Here is a 15,130-nt window from a genome sequence, read left to right as displayed (position 1 = left end):
AGGAGCGCAACATCCATGTCCCGACCCACTGTCGTCCTGGTCCACGGCGCGTTCGCCGACGCGTCCACCTACGCGCCGGTCACCAAACTGCTGCTGGACGAGGGCATTCCGGTGCTGGCACCCGCGGTGCCGAATCGCAGCCTGCTGGGCGACGCGCGTGAGATCCGATTCGTCGTCGAGCGGATCGACGGTCCCGTCCTGCTGGTGGGTCATTCCTACGGCGGTGCCGTCATCACGGTGGCCGGTGCCGCCGACAACGTCGTGGGACTGGTGTACCTGGCCGGCTACGCCCTAGACGAAGGCGAGAGCCTGGCCGAACTGCAGGGCGGGTTCCCGGATTCAGAGCTGCCCGCCGCGTTGGTGCAGACCGACGTGCCCGCATCGGTGGCCGGCGAAGCCCGTGTCGACGTCACGGTGGTGCCGGAGCGCTTCGGGCCGGTGATCGGTGCCGATGTCGACGCCGATGTCATTGCAACACTTGCTGTTTCGCAGCGACCGTTGGCCGCCGCCGCATTCGTCGAGGCCGCACCGGTCGCCGCGTGGCAATCCAAGCCAGCCTGGGCGGTCGTCGCCGCCGACGACCACGCGATCAACCCCGAGGTGCAACGCTTCGGCTATCAACGAGCCGGGGCGACCATAACCGAGATCGATTCGTCGCACCTGGTCATGCTGTCCCACCCCGAGGAGATCGCCGCGTTCATCGGTGGGGCGCTCGTAGCGGTCACCGTCTGATGGTTTCCGGTGACAGCCATTTCTACCGAACCGCGGACGGACACGGCCTTGCGCACGATCCGTTCAACGCCATCGTCGGGCCGCGCCCGATCGGCTGGATCTCCACCCGCAGTATCGAAGGCGTCGCCAACCTGGCCCCCTACAGCTTCTTCAACGCCTTCAGCTACACCCCGCCGCTCGTCGGGTTCTCCTCGATCGGGTGGAAGGACACGGTGGCCAATGTCGCGGCAACCGGTGAGTTCGTCTGGAACCTGGCGACTCGCCCGCTGGCCGAGGCGATGAACCTGACATCGGCTTCGCTGCCGACCGTCGAGGACGAATTCGCCTGCAGTGGTTTGACACCCGAGCCCAGCCGACTCATCGGGGCTCCCCGGGTGGGCGAGAGCCCGGTCAATTTCGAATGCAGACTGACCCAGCTGATCCGCCTGACCGATATCGACGGGCAGGACTCGGCGAGCTGGCTGGTGGTCGGACAGGTGGTCGCGGTCCATATCGAGCGCAGGCTACTGGTGAACGGGGTCTATGACACCGCCGCGGCCGCACCGATCTTGCGCGCCGGTGGGCCGGCCGCCTACGCCGCCGTCACTCCCGAGGCGATGTTTAACATGACCAGACCTGATGACCGAGCCAACGAGGAAGGGCGCCATGCCGACGATCACCACCGATGACGGCGTTGAGATCTACTACAAGGACTGGGGTTCGGGACAGCCCATCGTCTTCAGCCACGGCTGGCCGCTGTCCGCCGACGACTGGGACGCCCAGCTGATGTTCTTCGTCGATCACGGCTACCGGGTGGTGGCCCATGACCGACGCGGGCACGGCCGCTCGGCGCAAGTGGCCGACGGTCACGATATGGATCACTACGCCGACGACCTTGCCGCGGTGGTCGCTCACCTCGATCTGCGTGATGCGGTGCATGTCGGGCACTCCACCGGGGGCGGGGAAGTGGTCCGGTATCTGGCGCGCCACGGCGAGAGCCGCGCCGCCAAAGCCGCGCTGATCGCCGCTGTGCCGCCCCTGATGGTGCAGACCGATGACAATCCCGGCGGCCTGCCCAAGTCGGTGTTCGACGACTTTCAGGTGCAGGTCGCGACCCGTCGTTCCGAGTTCTACCGGGAGGTCGCGGCCGGCCCGTTCTACGGATTCAACCGCGAGGGAGCGCAGTTCTCCGAAGCCGTCGTCGCGAACTGGTGGCGCCAAGGCATGATGGGCGGGGCGAAAGCCCACTACGACGGTGTGGTGGCGTTTTCGCAGACCGACTTCACCGAAGACCTCAAGCGGATCCAGATCCCGGTCCTGGTGATGCATGGCGACGACGACCAGATCGTGCCCTACGCCGATGCGGGACCGCTGTCGGCCGCGTTGCTGCCCAACGGAACCCTGAAGACCTACCCGGGATTTCCGCACGGAATGCCCACGACCCACGCCGAGACGATCAACGCCGACCTGTTGGCCTTCATCCGGTCCTGAGGGGCAGCTCAAGCCGATTCGCGGGCCGCGGCACTGACTTCCTTCCAGATAGCGAAGAATGCCCGGGTGGCCGCGCTGGGCGCGATGTCGTTGCGCCACACCAGGATTTTGTCGAAGGTCACCGGTGGTGCCAGCGCTCGGACCGCCAGGTCGGGGCAATCTTGTAAGGCAGGATCCGAATCGGCGCAGATCGCGATGCCGACCGCCTGACGGGCGAACGCGAGCTGGAGCCGAACGTCGTTGGCGACGTAGTTGACGGTGATGTCGGCTCCGCTTTCGGCGATCACCGCGTCCAGACGTGATCGCAGCGCGCTCGAACTCGGGTAGGTGATCACCGGCCGGCCGGCCAGTGCAGTGATCCCGATGGGTCCGTCGAAAGTGAACGCGGACGGATCGAACACCGCCACCAGCCGACCCGAGAACATCGGCGCACTTGCGATCGCCGTCGGTAGGGCTGCATGTGGGCGGGCGATCACGGCGGCGTGCAGGCGCCCTTCGGCCACCATCTCCAACAGTGGTGCACTCGTTGCCTCCGTCAGGTGCACGTCGATGCCGGGATGGGCCTTCCTCAGCGCGCCCAGCAGCATCGGAATCGAGGTGTTCTCCACGCCGCCGCCGGTGCCGAACCGAAACTCGCCCCGCAGCAGGCCGGCCCGGGCCGAGAACTCAGCCTTGGCGTTCTCGGCGGCAGCCAAGCACTGGCGGGCGTACGGCAGGAGAATCTCACCTCCGTCGGTGAGCGACATGGTCCGCGCGGCACGGTCGAACAAGGGTTCGCCGAGCTCCCGTTCCAGCGCGGTGATCTGGCCGCTGATCGTCGGCTGCGTGACGTGGCACCGCTGCGCCGCACGGGTGAACGATCGCTCGTCGGCGACCGCGACGAAGTACTCCAGGCTGCGAAGATCCATGAGATAAGGATGGCGTAACCGGGACCCGGCTCTGCGATCAGCTGCTGGTGGTGCCGGCGCGCCCACCGATATTCGCCAGGTTTCGGTGGCAGTGCGAAAATCGGTGACCACCAAACTGGCGTTTCACCGTACGGAATCGCCACTGACTGCACAGGATGTATTCAGGAGGACCCGGGCCCCTCGCCGGACCGGCGGTTCCCGCAGGGTGACCTGCCCCCTGCGGGAACCGCCCCTGGTCAGAGTTTGGCGTCCCGGATCGCCTCGGCCAATGGTTCGAGCACCGCGGTGTCATACGGCGGCGGCAGGTAGATGATGGCCAGGTCCAGGCCCTCCTCGCCGAGCGCGGCGGCCTCGGCGACCACCTTGGCGTAATCGCGATCCTCCCCGAGCCGCACGTGTGCGGACAGGGCGATCTCCTTGGGGTCGCGTCCGATATCGGCGCAGTGCGCGGCGAGCACGTCGCGTTTGCGGGCGAACTCCTCCGGCGGACCGCCGACGAAGTTCCAGTGGTCGGCGTACTTGGCCGTGATGCGCAGGGTGCGCTTCTCGCCGCTACCGCCGATACAGAACGGCGGGTGCGGCTGCTGCGGGCCCTTGGGTTCGTTGCGTGCGTCTTTGAGCTGGTAGAACTTGCCGTCGAAGGTGGTGGTCTCCTGGGTGAGCAGGCCCTTGAGAACCTCGCAGGCCTCCTCGAAGCGGTCGAAGCGCTCCTTGATGCTGCCCAGTTCGATCCCGTACGCGCCGGACTCCTCCTCGTTCCAGCCGGCGCCGATGCCGAGCTCGAGACGGCCGTTGGAGATGATGTCCAGCGCGGCGGCCATGTTGGCCAGCACCGCGGGGTGCCGGTAGTGGATACCGGTGACCAGCACGCCCACGCGCAGCCGCTTGGTGGCCTGGGCGAGTGCGGTCAGGGTGGTCCAGCCCTCCAGGCAGGGGCCCGAGGAGTCGGAGAAGATCGGATAGAAGTGGTCGAAGGTCCAGCCGGATTCGAAGACGTCGATGTCGTCGGCAGCTTCCCAGATGGCCAGCATGTCGGCCCATGTCGTGTTCTGCGGGGATGTCTTGAAAGCGAATCTCACACGACCCAAAACTAGTCCTGTCGCGCGATTCATTCCGGATTGTTGTTGGCAAGTTGATGTGAATAGTTGCTCGGGGGCTACCCGGGAGCCACGAGAGACATCAATTCCGTTCCGTCGTCGGATAATTGGACGAGGGTGGTGTTGATGCGCCACAGGTTCCGAAACGAGCCTGGTGGCGTCTGCATTGTCCACCTGGTGTCGCAGGTGGACAGGTCGACGGCCTTGAGGGTCCGGCCGGTATCGGCGTAGCCGTCGTAACCGAGCGCGACCCTGCCGTCGCTTGCGAAATAGCCTCTCGGCAGGTCACACGCGTTCATCTCCGCGCCGGTCGTCATGTCAAATTGGCGTTTTTCGGCCGGTTGGTCACCGCGGATCACCAAGAAGTCGCCGATGACTACCGCGCGCGCCTGCTTCGGCGCGGACTGCTGCATGAGCAGCTCACCTTGAGCATTGAACAACGCCCATCCTCCCGCGGTGAGGTTCACCAGCGGCAGTCCGGAGGATCCGCCGAGGTCGCCGGGAACGCGGTTGCTTCCGGCGCGCTGACCGGAGTCGTCGAAGAACGCAACGTCGCCCACCTCGCGTCCAGCGGCGACTTCGGCAGCGAATCCGCCCGGGTAGATCACGGTGTGTCCCTGCTGCTCATCGTCCGCAATCGCCGGCCGAATGACGGTCCCGTCCCGCAAGGAGAAGGTGATCGTCCGGTCGGAGCCGTGCCCCGCCTGTTGGGTGGCCAACGTCGATGGCGCGAAATCCACCGGGGTGCCGGTCGCCGTGGGAAGCGTGCCGTTTCCTGGTACGAACCAACTGGTATTTGCGGTCGGTCCGATGCCGTAGACACCTTGGTCTTGCTTGGTGGCGACGGCGTAGATGCCGACCTGTTCCATGATGAATTTCGAGGAGTACGCGGTCAGCGGTGTCGGCCCTGTGTACGTGACGTGACCGCTATGGCTGTCGATGACCCAAGCCGTGGTATCACCGGCGCCATCGGTCAGGCAGAGCAGGGCGTCCGGTCCGTTGAGGTAGCACTTGGGACGAGATTGACTGGCGACGAGGGGAACTGGCGCGAATGCCCGGGTGCCGTCATTCACGTCCACGGCGACCAGCCACCATTGCGGCGCAGGTGCGCCGATGTTGCCCACCATGAAATATGCCCGATCGCCGAGATTGCCGATGTACGGGTCGGATAGGAATGGGTTGGTGTCACTGGCCAAGAGGTAGGGAGCAGAAGGCGCGGGATCGGGCACCCCGGCATCGGCCAGCGTCAGGCGCCACCCGACCGTAGGCTGCATCAACATCGAGGACGACAGCAGCGTCTGCGCCGGCGTGTGCCAAGTACCGTGCGCGAAGCTGATGTCCTCCTTCGATTTCCACCAGCTCGCCCCATAGCCGGCGACGATCACGATCGCAGCGATGATTGCCGGGACGACAAAGAGTGCCACAATGATGATGAGCCAGATCCGTCTATAGGGCTGCGCAAGCGTTCTCATTGCGGGGGCATCTCCTCGAGCTCTGCATATCGGCCCGCGAAAAGCCGGGTGCGTTCGGCCAACACCACATCGGGTGCCGGGAGCCGCAATTCGCGCTCCAAGAAGCTGCGGGTCTCGGCCGGATCCTGTCCGAGCCGTCGCATGAGTGCGGCGATGACGAGGTGCTGGCCGGCGAGGGCCTGGCGGGTGGCAAGGCGGGAAACGGTGATGATTTCCTCTGCCATTTCGGCTTCGGTCATCGCGGTCACCTTCGGGTCCAACTCGATGCGCAGCACTCTGCCGTCCATCAGGGCGGTCACCGACACCGTGGCCGACGGATTGCTCGCGGTGAAAACGACGGTGAGGAGGTCGTCGTCGCTGTCTGGATCCGGCAGATCGGCATGCGCGGCGGTGTCCGAGGCCGTGGCGACGTACGCCGAAAACGCGTCGAACACCGACGGTTCCTCATACTGCTCGTGGTCGTCGTCGTCCCACGGCCCTTCCCAAGAATCGCTCACATCCTGCCGGCTTGGCTGATCCGATTCCCCGCGCGGTAATCGGCGTTGTCGTAGTTGCTTGCGGCCGTGGTGAGCTTGTCGGAGAGTTCGTTGGACACTGTGTGCAGCGCGGAGCCGGCCGACTGTCGAGCCTCGTCAGCGGCCGAAAGTGCATTGCTGGTGAGAAAGCACACAAGCCCATGCGAGTCCGATACCCGATCGGCGACCCCGCTGGTCGCCCGGTTGGCGCCGGTGATCTGATCGGCAGCGGTGTGTTGCTGGTCCGCAAGCTTGCGCACATGCTCGGTCAACACCCGCAGGTTGTCGGCTTCGACGGTCACGGGTCATCCTCCTGGTGTGGTCGACCCGTACGGGATCCCGGGCGTGTTCGGTGGTTCGTCCGGCGTGGGGACGTCGAAGGAACGGTCATTGTTCAACCGCCCTGGTGCTGAACCCGCGGCGATGTCTGTTGCTTGAGGTACGAATGCTTCGCCTATGGTCGGCTGTTCTCCGGGCGGCAGATCTGGCTTGGAAGTGGCGTCAGCAGCGGCGGTGTACTTGTCGAGATGGCTGCTGATTCGGGCGGCGTTCTCGGCCGCATTCTTGACGAGGACGGCCATCGTGGCGTTCGTCGTCGCGAGCGCCGCCGAAGCAGCGGCGAGGTCGGCAGCCATCTTTGCTTGCCTCAGGCCCGGCACGAAATTCATCCATGCCGTCGCGGCGCCGAAGTCCGACAGGTACTGGTTGGTGTCGTCGAGGGTCTTGCGGGTGCGGCTGACCTGCCCGGCTTCGGTACTGATGATCGTGCCGATCTCTTCGTCGGCGACCTGGACATCCGAAGCGTGTCTACGGTGTCGGCTGTTGGTGCGCTCATAACTGTCGGAAGCAGCACCACTCCACCGGTCATCCCGAGGATCAGCGTCCGCCAGGGTCTGAACCACCTTCTGCATCCGTGTGGCCGACTCCCGGTAACCGTTGCCGTCCTCCGGGTCGCCCGACCCCGTCGTGGCGCGCTCGGCCTCGATCGCCAGCTGCGCGGCCGAAAGGATCTGGGAATCCGCGAGCTTGCCGAGCCACGACCCGGCGTACTTCTCCGCGATCTGCTGAGGGACCTTCGTCAATCCCATGCCCAGACCACCGAGGCCGTTGAGCACATCGCCGACGTCACCGATCACCTTGCGGCCGTCGGTCAGGACACCGTGTGCGTCCAGGTTGATCACGTCCTGGAACAGTTGGGGGACATCCTGCAGGCCGCCGCGGATGCCGTTGCCCAGGTCGAACAGATCCTTGAGCAGATCCCCGCCGCCGTCACCCATCCGACATCACCCCCGCCGAGCAGCCTAGCAACTCGTCCCCGTGTGCTCGGACACCTTTTCGCGGCACACTGAATTCATGGATCCGGTAACCGCCCTACGCGAGATCGCCTACTACAAGGACCGGGCGCGCGAGGAATCCCGGCGGGTGATGGCCTACCGCAAGGCCGCCGATGTGGTCGAGGCGTTGACCGATGAGCAGCGCGAACGACTGGGGCAGACCAACGGCTGGCAGTCGCTGCCCGGTGTCGGTCCCAAAACCGCCAAGGTCATCGCGCAGGCCTGGGCCGGCCGCGAACCCGATACGCTGACCGAATTACGTTCGAAGGCAACGGATCTCGGTGGCGGCGACGTGCGGGCCGCGCTCAAGGGTGATCTGCACCTGCACTCGAACTGGTCCGACGGCTCGGCGCCGATCGCCGAGATGATGGCCACCGCGCAACGTCTGGGCCACGAGTACTGTGCGCTGACCGATCATTCGCCGCGGCTGACCATCGCCAACGGGCTGTCCCCCGAGCGGCTGCGACACCAACTCGACGTGATCGACGAACTGCGCGAACGCTTTTCGCCTATGCGCATCCTCACCGGAATCGAGGTGGACATTCTCGACGACGGCAGCCTGGACCAGGAGCCCGAACTGCTGGAGCGCCTGGACATCGTGGTGGCCAGTGTGCACTCCAAACTGGCGATGGATGCCGATGCCATGACCCGGCGAATGGTCCGTGCGGTTTCCGGTGGACGGGCCAATGTGCTCGGGCACTGCACCGGCCGGCTGGTCGAGGGCAGCCGCGGCATCCGGCCCGAATCCAAGTTCGACGCCGAGGCCGTGTTCACCGCGTGCCAAGACAACGGCGTTGCCGTGGAGATCAACTCGCGTCCCGAACGCCGCGACCCGCCGGACCGACTGCTGACCCTGGCGATCGACATCGGGTGTGTGTTCAGCATCGACACCGATGCACACGCCCCCGGCCAGCTCGACTTCCTGGGTTACGGCGCGCAGCGGGCGCTCGACGCCGGCCTGCCACAGGACCGGATCGTGAACACCTGGCCGGCCGAACGACTCCTGGCGTGGGCGGCTTCCTAGACTCGGCGCGGCACCACTCGGTCAATCGGGCAGCATCGGCATCTCCAGTCCCGGATCACGCCCGACCAGCACCCCACGGGTCAACATCGCGTTCCCGAATCGTTCCCGCACCCGGTCCACGGCGGCGTCGATCGCCACGGGATCACCGCCGCCGTCGAAAGGTAGTTCCAACTGGGCGGCGCCGTCGCGGTCGATGTTCGACACCGCGAACCCGATGAGCGTCAGGCCCCGCTCGGCGATCAACGGGCCCGCCGCGGCCACCAGCTGCCGAGCGGCCGCCAACACCACCTCTGTCGACGCGGTGGCCCTGGGCAGGGTGTGTGAGCGGGTGACCCTGCCGAAGTCGTCGAAACGCAACCGCAGCACCACCGTGCGCCCGGTGCGCCCGCCGGACCGCATCCGCCGGGTGATCCGGTCCACCAAGTTGACGACCACCGCGTCGATCTCGGTGCCCGACATGGTGTTCCCAGCCCGCCCCAGCGCCCGCTGAGCACCCACCGACCGGCGTCGCACCCCGGTGACCACCCGGCGACGATCGATGTTGCGCGACAGGCAGAACAATTGCCGTCCCATGGCTCCGCCCACCATCGCGGCCAGCGAGGTCTCGCTCAGTTCGGCTACGTCGGCGACGGTGTGGATGCCGTGCGCCTGGAGTTTCTCGGCCGTCTTGGCGCCCACGCCCCACAGGCTGCGCACCGGTAAGGGGTGCAGGAACGCCAGCTCGCGGTCGGGCGGAACCAGCAGCAGGCCATCGGGTTTGGCCTGCTGGCTGGCGACCTTGGCGAGGAACTTGGTGCGCGCGATGCCGACGGTGATGGGCAGCCCGACCCGGTCCCGGACCCGATCGCGCAGCGTCGCCCCGATGTGTACCGGGGTGCCCGCCACCCGGCCCAGCCCGGACACGTCGAGGAACGCCTCGTCCACCGGCAGCGGCTCGACCACGGGTGTGGTGTCGTGAAAGACGTCGAAGACGGCGCGGCTGGCGTCGGAGTAGGCCGACATCCGGGGCGGCACCACGATGGCGTGGGGACACAGCCGGCGGGCAAGGTGGCCGCCCATGGCGGTGCGCACCCCGTAGGCCTTCGCCTCGTAGCTGGCCGCGAGCACCACGCCGGCTCCCACGATGACGGGGCGCCCACGCAGCGCCGGGTCGTCTCGTTGCTCCACCGAGGCGTAGAACGAGTCGAGGTCCGCGTGCAGAATGCTCGCGGTGGGAACGGGCCCTGACACGAACATATGCTCGCACCGGGGTCCGACAGGTCAGGGTTGGGCGCCGTAGATACTGGTCAGCCAGATGTGGGTGAGGGTGTCGACGACCTTGTCGTTCTCGACGGCCGGCTGCTCGCCGGCCAGCGTCGCCATCATGGTGCGCTCGTTCATCAGGTTCAGCGACGTCGCGAGATCCAGCGCAGGGATGGTCTCCGGGGCAGCACCACGCTCACGCTCGACCTTGATGAGCGCCGCGGTCATCGCGATCCACTTCTGCATCAAACCCTGCCAGACGGCACGGAACTCGGGGCTGGTGGTCACCGCTTCGACGCCCGCGCGCGCGGTGGCGGGGTGCGATCCGAACGAGCTGAAGAAGATCTCGATCCCGCGCCGGATGGCCTGATGCGGTTCGGCGGGCATGCTGTCCATCGCGTGGTCGAACCCGGTGTCGGCCAGCTTGATCAGGGGCTCGATGAGCGTGAGCAGCACCGCTTCCTTCGAGGCGAAGTAGAAGTAGAAGGTCGGCCGTGAGATGCCCGCACCCTTGGCCAGGTCGTCGACCGAGATGTCGGCGAACGACCGACTCTCCAGCAGTCGCGTCGCGGTTGCCAGAATCGCCTGCTCACGGTCGTCCCCGGAGGGCCGGGCGGAGCGGCGGCCGCGGGGGGCACGGGTCTGGCTGGCGGTGGTCACGCAGCCGACTTTACGCCATGTCGAATATTTCGACACACTGTTGACCCGCTCGACGCATTGTTGATACCGTCGGTCCCATGAACGAACACTTCGATGTCGTGATCGTGGGTGCCGGCATCTCCGGCATCAGCACCGCCTGGCACCTGCAGCGGCGCTGTCCGTCCAAGAGTTACGTCATCCTGGAGCGCCGCGAGAACATCGGCGGCACGTGGGACCTCTTCAAATATCCCGGTATCCGGTCCGACTCGGACATGTTCACCCTCGGCTTCCGGTTCAAGCCGTGGACCTCGGCCCGCTCCATCGCCGACGGCCCGTCGATCTGGAACTACATCAACGAGGCAGCCGTGGAGAACGGCATCGACAAGCACATCCGCACCGGCCAGAAGGTGACGGCCGCGGACTGGTCCGACGCCGACAACAGGTGGACCGTGACCATCGAGAGCGACGGGCAGGAAAAGCAGATCACCGCGTCGTTCCTGTCGGTGTGCAGCGGTTACTACAACTACGACCAAGGCTACTCGCCGACGTTCGCCGGGGCTGAGGACTTCAAGGGCCAGATCATCCATCCGCAGCATTGGCCCGAGGACCTTGACTACGCCGGCAGGAAGATCGTCGTCATCGGTTCCGGGGCCACGGCGGTGACGCTGATCCCGTCGTTGGTCGACGGCGGTGCCGGCCACGTCACCATGCTCCAGCGGTCGCCCACCTACATCGGGTCGCTGCCCTTGGAGGATCCGGTGGCGGCGCAAGCGAACAAGTACCTGCCGAAGAACCTGGCGCACTGGGTGAACCGGTGGAAGGCCATCGCCTACAGCACCGGCCAGTACCAGATCGCGCGCAAGTTCCCGGGCGTCTTCAAGAAGGCGCTGCGCGAGATGGCGACCCGCCGACTGCCCGAGGGCTTCGACTACGACAAGCACTTCAGCCCGCGATACAACCCGTGGGATGAGCGAGTCTGCTTGGCGCCCAACGGCGATCTGTTCAAGGCCATCCGCTCGGGCAAGGCCGACGTCGTCACCGACACCATCGAACGGTTCACCGAGACGGGCATCAAGCTGAACTCCGGCGAGGAGTTGACGGCCGACATCATCATCACCGCAACGGGTTTGAACATGCAGTTGTTCGGCGGCGCGAAGGCGCTGCGCAACGGCGAGCCCATCGACCTTCCCAGTACCATGTGCTACAAGGGCCTGATGCTCTCCGGTGTGCCGAACATGGCCATCACCTTCGGGTACACCAACGCGTCCTGGACGCTGAAGGCGGACCTGGTGTCCGAGTTCATCTGCCGCGTGCTGAACTACATGGACGAGCACGGTTTCGACCGCGTCGAACCGCAGCATCCCGGGGCATCGGTGGGCGAGGAACCGTTCATGGACTTCAGCCCCGGATATTTCCGCCGCGCCATGGATACCCTGCCCAAGTCCGGTTCCCAGGCACCGTGGCGGCTCAAGCAGAACTACTTCATCGACCTGCGCACCATCCGGTACGGCAAGGTCGACGAGGAGTCGCTGCACTTCACCAAACACCGCGCGCCGGTGAAGGTCTAACCGCCTGCCAGACACCGAGTCCCGCATTTCCTGAGGGAAGTGCGGGACTTTGCGTCTGATGGGCTCAGGACGGTGCGACCACCACGATGCCGTCCTCGTCGCTGTAGGCGATATCGCCGGGGACGAATGTCACGCCGCCGAAGGTGACCTCGATATCGCGCTCTCCCGCACCGGTTTTGGTGCCCTTGCGGGGATTGGTACCCAGCGCCTTGATCCCGACGTCGATGGTGCGCAGCGTCGAGGCGTCGCGGACTGCGCCGTGCACGATGATTCCGGCCCAGCCGTTGTCGCCGGCCAACCCGGCGATGATGTCGCCCACCAGCGCGGTGTGCAGCGAGCCGGCACCGTCGACGACGAGCACACCGCCTTCGCCCGGCGTCGACAGGATGGACTTCAGCAGGGCGTTGTCCTGGAAGCAGCGCACGGTGGTGATCCGGCCGGCGAAAGCGGTGCGGGCCCCGTAGTTCTGCAACTGCAGATCGCAGCTGCGGACGTCGGGATAGATCTCGTCGACCAGATCGGCGGTCGCGCGGGGTTCGATGCTCACGCCGTCGATGCTAGCGAGGCAGCTCAGTCCTCTCCGGCGCCGCGGCGCGCCAGATAGACCACCAGCACGGCGAGCAGCCCGGCCACCAGGGCCGCCGCCAGCGGCAGGCGGGACTGCTCGGGAGCGGTCGACGGCACTGCGGTCAACGGTGACGGGACCGAGGCGACGGTCGATTTCGCTTGCGCGGCAACCTCTTTGACCGGCGACGGCTGCTCGGGGGCGGGCGGGGCGGCCTTCTTCGCCGGTACGGCTTTCTTGGCGGGTGCCGTCTTCTTCGCGGGCGCTGCTTTCTTGGCGGGTGCGGCTTTCTTGGCCGGTGTGGCCTTCTTCACGGGAGCCTTCTTCGCCGGCGCCTTCTTTGCGGGAACCTTCTTGGCGGGCGGAACCGGCGGCTGCTCGGTCGGTGTCTCGTCGGGCCGGTCCGGCTCGTCGGCCATGTGGGGCGCTCCTTCGCTGTTTCGCACAGGCAGTGGTTCCATCATGCCAGCCGGTGGATTTCTATCCGGAGACCGCCAGCGCCGCCGCCAGCGTCAACGCCACCATCATCAGGGCCAACTCCGGGTAGGAGCGCCGGCTGGAGCCCTGCGCCGTGACTCGATGTCCGCGCGCCGAGGGCAGCCAGCCGGTCCGATTTCGCCAGGCCAGCACCATGAGCGCGGCAGTGAGCAGCACCTTGGCCAGGATCAACCGACCGTATCCGGTGCTCCACAGCTGTTCGGGCCGCTCGAGCGTCACCACCGCGCTGCCGACGCCGGCGACCAGCAGCACCACCACGCACCACAGTGACAGCGCCGAGAATCGCGGCAGCATGCGGGCCCACCGGCCCCGATGGCCCACGGTGAGCACGAGCGCCGCCAGCAGGCCGCACCACACCGCGGCCGCCAGTGCGTGCAGGGTGACCGCAACGCCGCCGAACGCATTCTCGGAGAGATGGCCGGCAAGGGTGCGTGCCGTGGTGCCGATCGCGGCGACGCCGGCCACCGCCACGCCCGCGGCCGGTGTCCGCACCGTGACGGCGAGCAGGCCCACCAGCGCCGCGGCCAGCACGCAGATCAGGTCGGCCCGGCCCGCCACCGTCGACATCGCATATTCGACGGTGGTCCGGGCGCCGAGGGCGCCCAGCGGTACCGCCGCGGTATCGGCGGCGGCGACGACCAACCGGGTCAGCTCCGCGGTCAGCCACACCGCCGCCGCGACCACCAGGGCCGACGAGCTGCGCCGGGCCAGTTCGTCGCGGTAGCGCGCGGCCTCCAACGCCGGTATCAGCGCCAGGCCGAGCACCAGCACCGCACTGATATCGGCCGCGGCCCGCGTCACCGTCGCGGCGACCGCCGGCTGGGGGTAGGTCAGCGCCCATGCCAGCGCGAGACCCACCCCCAGCGCGGCGGCGGCGGCGAGCGCTTTCCTCACGTCCGTCGGCGCCGGCTCCACCAGGCGCCCGCCCCCACGATCGCCACCGCGAGGACCACGAACGGCCAGATCGGGAACTCGTCGTCACCGGCCCGCGGAGCGGCCACCGGCGGCCCCGGCGTCCCGGTGCCGGCGACCGACAGCCGGAACGACCACGACCCGCTCACCACATGACCGTCGGCGGAGGTCACCCGGTAGTTGGCGGTGTACGTGCCGACCGGGCCGAGCGGACGCAGATCCACCTCGACCGCCGGTCCCTGCACCCGGGCCTCGCCCGTCGACCACAGGTTGCCGTCCGGACCGACCAGCGTCATCGAGGCAAACGCCGTCTGGAGTTGTTCGTTGAAGGTGGCGGTGATCCGGGCCGGTCCCGCCGTCAGCACCGCGTCGGGGGCGGGGTCACTGGACACCCGCACCGCGTGCGCCGAGGCGACCCCGGCACCCAGCAACGCGGCGACGGCCAGCACGGCGCTGATCAGCCCGAGGGCGCGCCACCTCATGCGCGCCGGCGTCCGATCAGGGCGACCGCCACGGCGACCGCGGCCAGCGCGAGCGCCCCGCCGGCCAGCCAGCGGGCACCGTTGTCCGCTCGGCGCGCCGGCTCGGCCGGTGGCGCCGCCGTGGGTGCGGCCGCCGGTGCCGGTGCCGGGGCGTGTGCAGCTTCGGGTGTACCGGTCAGGGACAGCTCCGGAGCCGGATACTCGGGCTCGCCCCCGCCGGGCAGCGGTGGCTGATCCCAGCGCACGACGGTGCCGTCGGAATAGGTCTGGGTGGCCGGGAAGCTGACGTTGTCCTGGTTCGGCAGGGTCACCGAGATCCTGAACAACCCGAACTGCTCCGGGGAGATGCCGACCTGCGGTGCGGCGGTCCAGGTGACCGACCGGACGGTGCCCGCGGCGCTGTCGCGGTCCAGCCGGGCGGTCCAACCCGGCATCAGCTCGGTGCGGGCGGAGGCGACATTGGGCAGGGTTACGCTGAATTGTGTTGTCAGCGCTCCCTTTTCGGACTCGCCAGGCACCTTGAAGGTCAGCACGGCGGTGCTGCCGGGGTGGGCGTCGTCGGCGTCGACGTGGACATGCGCAGATGCCGGTGCGGCAGTGAGCAGGGCGGCGCCGGCCGCGGCCAGCGTGAGAAGGGCGCGCGCGGGCGCCCGATGGGTGTAGTGCATTCGG

General features: G+C 67.3%; 18 protein-coding genes. 5 read left to right on the top strand and 13 right to left on the bottom strand.

Going from position 1 to position 15,130, the window contains the following annotated elements:
• Positions 1-15 precede the first annotated feature (15 nt).
• From AWB94_RS00175 to AWB94_RS00165, 3 genes are read left to right on the top strand one after another with little or no spacing between them, the layout of a single operon-like run.
• The gene (locus AWB94_RS00175) at positions 16-732 is read left to right on the top strand and encodes an alpha/beta fold hydrolase (protein ID WP_062660033.1); all 717 of its coding nucleotides are present in this window, start codon (positions 16-18) and stop codon (positions 730-732) included.
• Positions 732-1,400 carry a flavin reductase family protein gene (locus tag AWB94_RS00170; protein WP_062660034.1) on the top strand — a complete coding sequence of 223 codons (669 nt, stop codon included), beginning with the start codon at positions 732-734 and terminating at the stop codon, positions 1,398-1,400. Before AWB94_RS00175 ends, AWB94_RS00170 begins: the two co-directional genes overlap by 1 nt.
• Positions 1,378-2,202, top strand: coding sequence for an alpha/beta fold hydrolase (locus AWB94_RS00165; RefSeq protein WP_062660035.1), 825 nt, complete (start codon positions 1,378-1,380; stop codon positions 2,200-2,202). Before AWB94_RS00170 ends, AWB94_RS00165 begins: the two co-directional genes overlap by 23 nt.
• Positions 2,203-2,210: 8 nt before the next feature.
• Here AWB94_RS00165 and AWB94_RS34870 read toward each other — a convergent pair whose 3' ends face one another.
• From AWB94_RS34870 to AWB94_RS00135, 6 genes are all read right to left on the bottom strand, one after another.
• Positions 2,211-3,110, bottom strand: a complete 900-nt coding sequence (locus AWB94_RS34870; protein WP_062660036.1) for a LysR family transcriptional regulator — start codon at positions 3,108-3,110, stop codon at positions 2,211-2,213.
• 236 nt (positions 3,111-3,346) lie between these two features.
• Complete coding sequence (locus AWB94_RS00155; RefSeq protein ID WP_062660037.1) at positions 3,347-4,189, bottom strand: LLM class F420-dependent oxidoreductase; 843 nt, start codon at positions 4,187-4,189, stop codon at positions 3,347-3,349.
• A gap of 77 nt (positions 4,190-4,266) precedes the next feature.
• A complete protein-coding gene (locus AWB94_RS00150; protein ID WP_062660038.1) occupies positions 4,267-5,679 on the bottom strand; it encodes a 9-bladed beta-propeller domain-containing protein in 1,413 nt (470 codons plus the stop codon).
• Positions 5,676-6,176: a YbaB/EbfC family DNA-binding protein gene (locus AWB94_RS35590; protein ID WP_234811547.1), complete on the bottom strand. Its 501-nt coding sequence runs from the start codon at positions 6,174-6,176 to the stop codon at positions 5,676-5,678. The genes AWB94_RS00150 and AWB94_RS35590 overlap by 4 nt, the downstream gene beginning before the upstream one ends.
• A complete protein-coding gene (locus AWB94_RS00140) occupies positions 6,173-6,496 on the bottom strand; it encodes an ESX-1 secretion-associated protein (protein WP_064961426.1) in 324 nt (107 codons plus the stop codon). The genes AWB94_RS35590 and AWB94_RS00140 overlap by 4 nt, the downstream gene beginning before the upstream one ends.
• Before the next feature lie 3 nt (positions 6,497-6,499).
• Positions 6,500-7,471 carry an EspA/EspE family type VII secretion system effector gene (locus AWB94_RS00135; RefSeq protein ID WP_062660039.1) on the bottom strand — a complete coding sequence of 324 codons (972 nt, stop codon included), beginning with the start codon at positions 7,469-7,471 and terminating at the stop codon, positions 6,500-6,502.
• A 76-nt stretch (positions 7,472-7,547) separates the two neighbouring features.
• On the opposite strand from AWB94_RS00135, the gene AWB94_RS00130 reads away from it, so the two are divergent.
• Positions 7,548-8,552: a PHP domain-containing protein gene (locus tag AWB94_RS00130; RefSeq protein ID WP_062660040.1), complete on the top strand. Its 1,005-nt coding sequence runs from the start codon at positions 7,548-7,550 to the stop codon at positions 8,550-8,552.
• 21 nt (positions 8,553-8,573) lie between these two features.
• Here AWB94_RS00130 and dinB read toward each other — a convergent pair whose 3' ends face one another.
• On the bottom strand, positions 8,574-9,788 hold the full coding sequence (dinB, locus tag AWB94_RS00125; RefSeq protein WP_062660041.1) for a DNA polymerase IV: 1,215 nt from the start codon (positions 9,786-9,788) through the stop codon (positions 8,574-8,576).
• Between the two features lie 24 nt (positions 9,789-9,812).
• The gene (locus tag AWB94_RS00120) at positions 9,813-10,454 is read right to left on the bottom strand and encodes a TetR/AcrR family transcriptional regulator (RefSeq protein WP_062660042.1); all 642 of its coding nucleotides are present in this window, start codon (positions 10,452-10,454) and stop codon (positions 9,813-9,815) included.
• Between the two features lie 77 nt (positions 10,455-10,531).
• Between AWB94_RS00120 and AWB94_RS00115 the strand changes: the two genes are divergently transcribed.
• Positions 10,532-12,001: a flavin-containing monooxygenase gene (locus AWB94_RS00115; RefSeq protein ID WP_062660043.1), complete on the top strand. Its 1,470-nt coding sequence runs from the start codon at positions 10,532-10,534 to the stop codon at positions 11,999-12,001.
• 64 nt (positions 12,002-12,065) lie between these two features.
• Here AWB94_RS00115 and rraA read toward each other — a convergent pair whose 3' ends face one another.
• The 5 genes from rraA to AWB94_RS00090 all read right to left on the bottom strand — a co-directional run bounded on the left by rraA (position 12,066) and on the right by AWB94_RS00090 (position 15,126).
• Positions 12,066-12,548: a ribonuclease E activity regulator RraA gene (rraA, locus tag AWB94_RS00110; protein ID WP_062660044.1), complete on the bottom strand. Its 483-nt coding sequence runs from the start codon at positions 12,546-12,548 to the stop codon at positions 12,066-12,068.
• A gap of 23 nt (positions 12,549-12,571) precedes the next feature.
• Positions 12,572-12,985 (bottom strand): hypothetical protein, encoded by a 414-nt coding sequence (locus AWB94_RS00105; RefSeq protein ID WP_062660045.1) that lies wholly within the window; start codon positions 12,983-12,985, stop codon positions 12,572-12,574.
• 61 nt (positions 12,986-13,046) lie between these two features.
• A complete protein-coding gene (locus AWB94_RS00100) occupies positions 13,047-13,958 on the bottom strand; it encodes a CopD family protein (RefSeq protein ID WP_109762696.1) in 912 nt (303 codons plus the stop codon).
• The gene (locus AWB94_RS00095) at positions 13,955-14,458 is read right to left on the bottom strand and encodes a copper resistance CopC family protein (protein ID WP_062660047.1); all 504 of its coding nucleotides are present in this window, start codon (positions 14,456-14,458) and stop codon (positions 13,955-13,957) included. The genes AWB94_RS00100 and AWB94_RS00095 overlap by 4 nt, the downstream gene beginning before the upstream one ends.
• Positions 14,455-15,126, bottom strand: a complete 672-nt coding sequence (locus AWB94_RS00090) for a YcnI family copper-binding membrane protein (protein ID WP_062660048.1) — start codon at positions 15,124-15,126, stop codon at positions 14,455-14,457. Before AWB94_RS00090 ends, AWB94_RS00095 begins: the two co-directional genes overlap by 4 nt.
• Positions 15,127-15,130 lie beyond the last annotated feature (4 nt).

Origin of the sequence: Mycolicibacterium canariasense (assembly GCF_002101555.1) — a bacterium.
GTDB lineage: Bacteria > Actinomycetota > Actinomycetes > Mycobacteriales > Mycobacteriaceae > Mycobacterium > Mycobacterium canariasense.
This window is presented reverse-complemented; position numbering and strand designations above follow the sequence as displayed.

Coding starts and splice junctions, on each gene's coding strand:
- AWB94_RS00175 (WP_062660033.1), top strand. CDS start 16: ATGTCCCGACCCACTGTCGTCCTGGTCCACGGCGCGTTCGCCGACGCG.
- AWB94_RS00170 (WP_062660034.1), top strand. CDS start 732: ATGGTTTCCGGTGACAGCCATTTCTACCGAACCGCGGACGGACACGGC.
- AWB94_RS00165 (WP_062660035.1), top strand. CDS start 1,378: ATGCCGACGATCACCACCGATGACGGCGTTGAGATCTACTACAAGGAC.
- AWB94_RS34870 (WP_062660036.1), bottom strand. CDS start 3,110: ATGGATCTTCGCAGCCTGGAGTACTTCGTCGCGGTCGCCGACGAGCGA.
- AWB94_RS00150 (WP_062660038.1), bottom strand. CDS start 5,679: ATGAGAACGCTTGCGCAGCCCTATAGACGGATCTGGCTCATCATCATT.
- AWB94_RS00135 (WP_062660039.1), bottom strand. CDS start 7,471: ATGGGTGACGGCGGCGGGGATCTGCTCAAGGATCTGTTCGACCTGGGC.
- AWB94_RS00130 (WP_062660040.1), top strand. CDS start 7,548: ATGGATCCGGTAACCGCCCTACGCGAGATCGCCTACTACAAGGACCGG.
- dinB (WP_062660041.1), bottom strand. CDS start 9,788: ATGTTCGTGTCAGGGCCCGTTCCCACCGCGAGCATTCTGCACGCGGAC.
- AWB94_RS00115 (WP_062660043.1), top strand. CDS start 10,532: ATGAACGAACACTTCGATGTCGTGATCGTGGGTGCCGGCATCTCCGGC.
- AWB94_RS00105 (WP_062660045.1), bottom strand. CDS start 12,985: ATGGCCGACGAGCCGGACCGGCCCGACGAGACACCGACCGAGCAGCCG.
- AWB94_RS00095 (WP_062660047.1), bottom strand. CDS start 14,458: ATGAGGTGGCGCGCCCTCGGGCTGATCAGCGCCGTGCTGGCCGTCGCC.
- AWB94_RS00090 (WP_062660048.1), bottom strand. CDS start 15,126: ATGCACTACACCCATCGGGCGCCCGCGCGCGCCCTTCTCACGCTGGCC.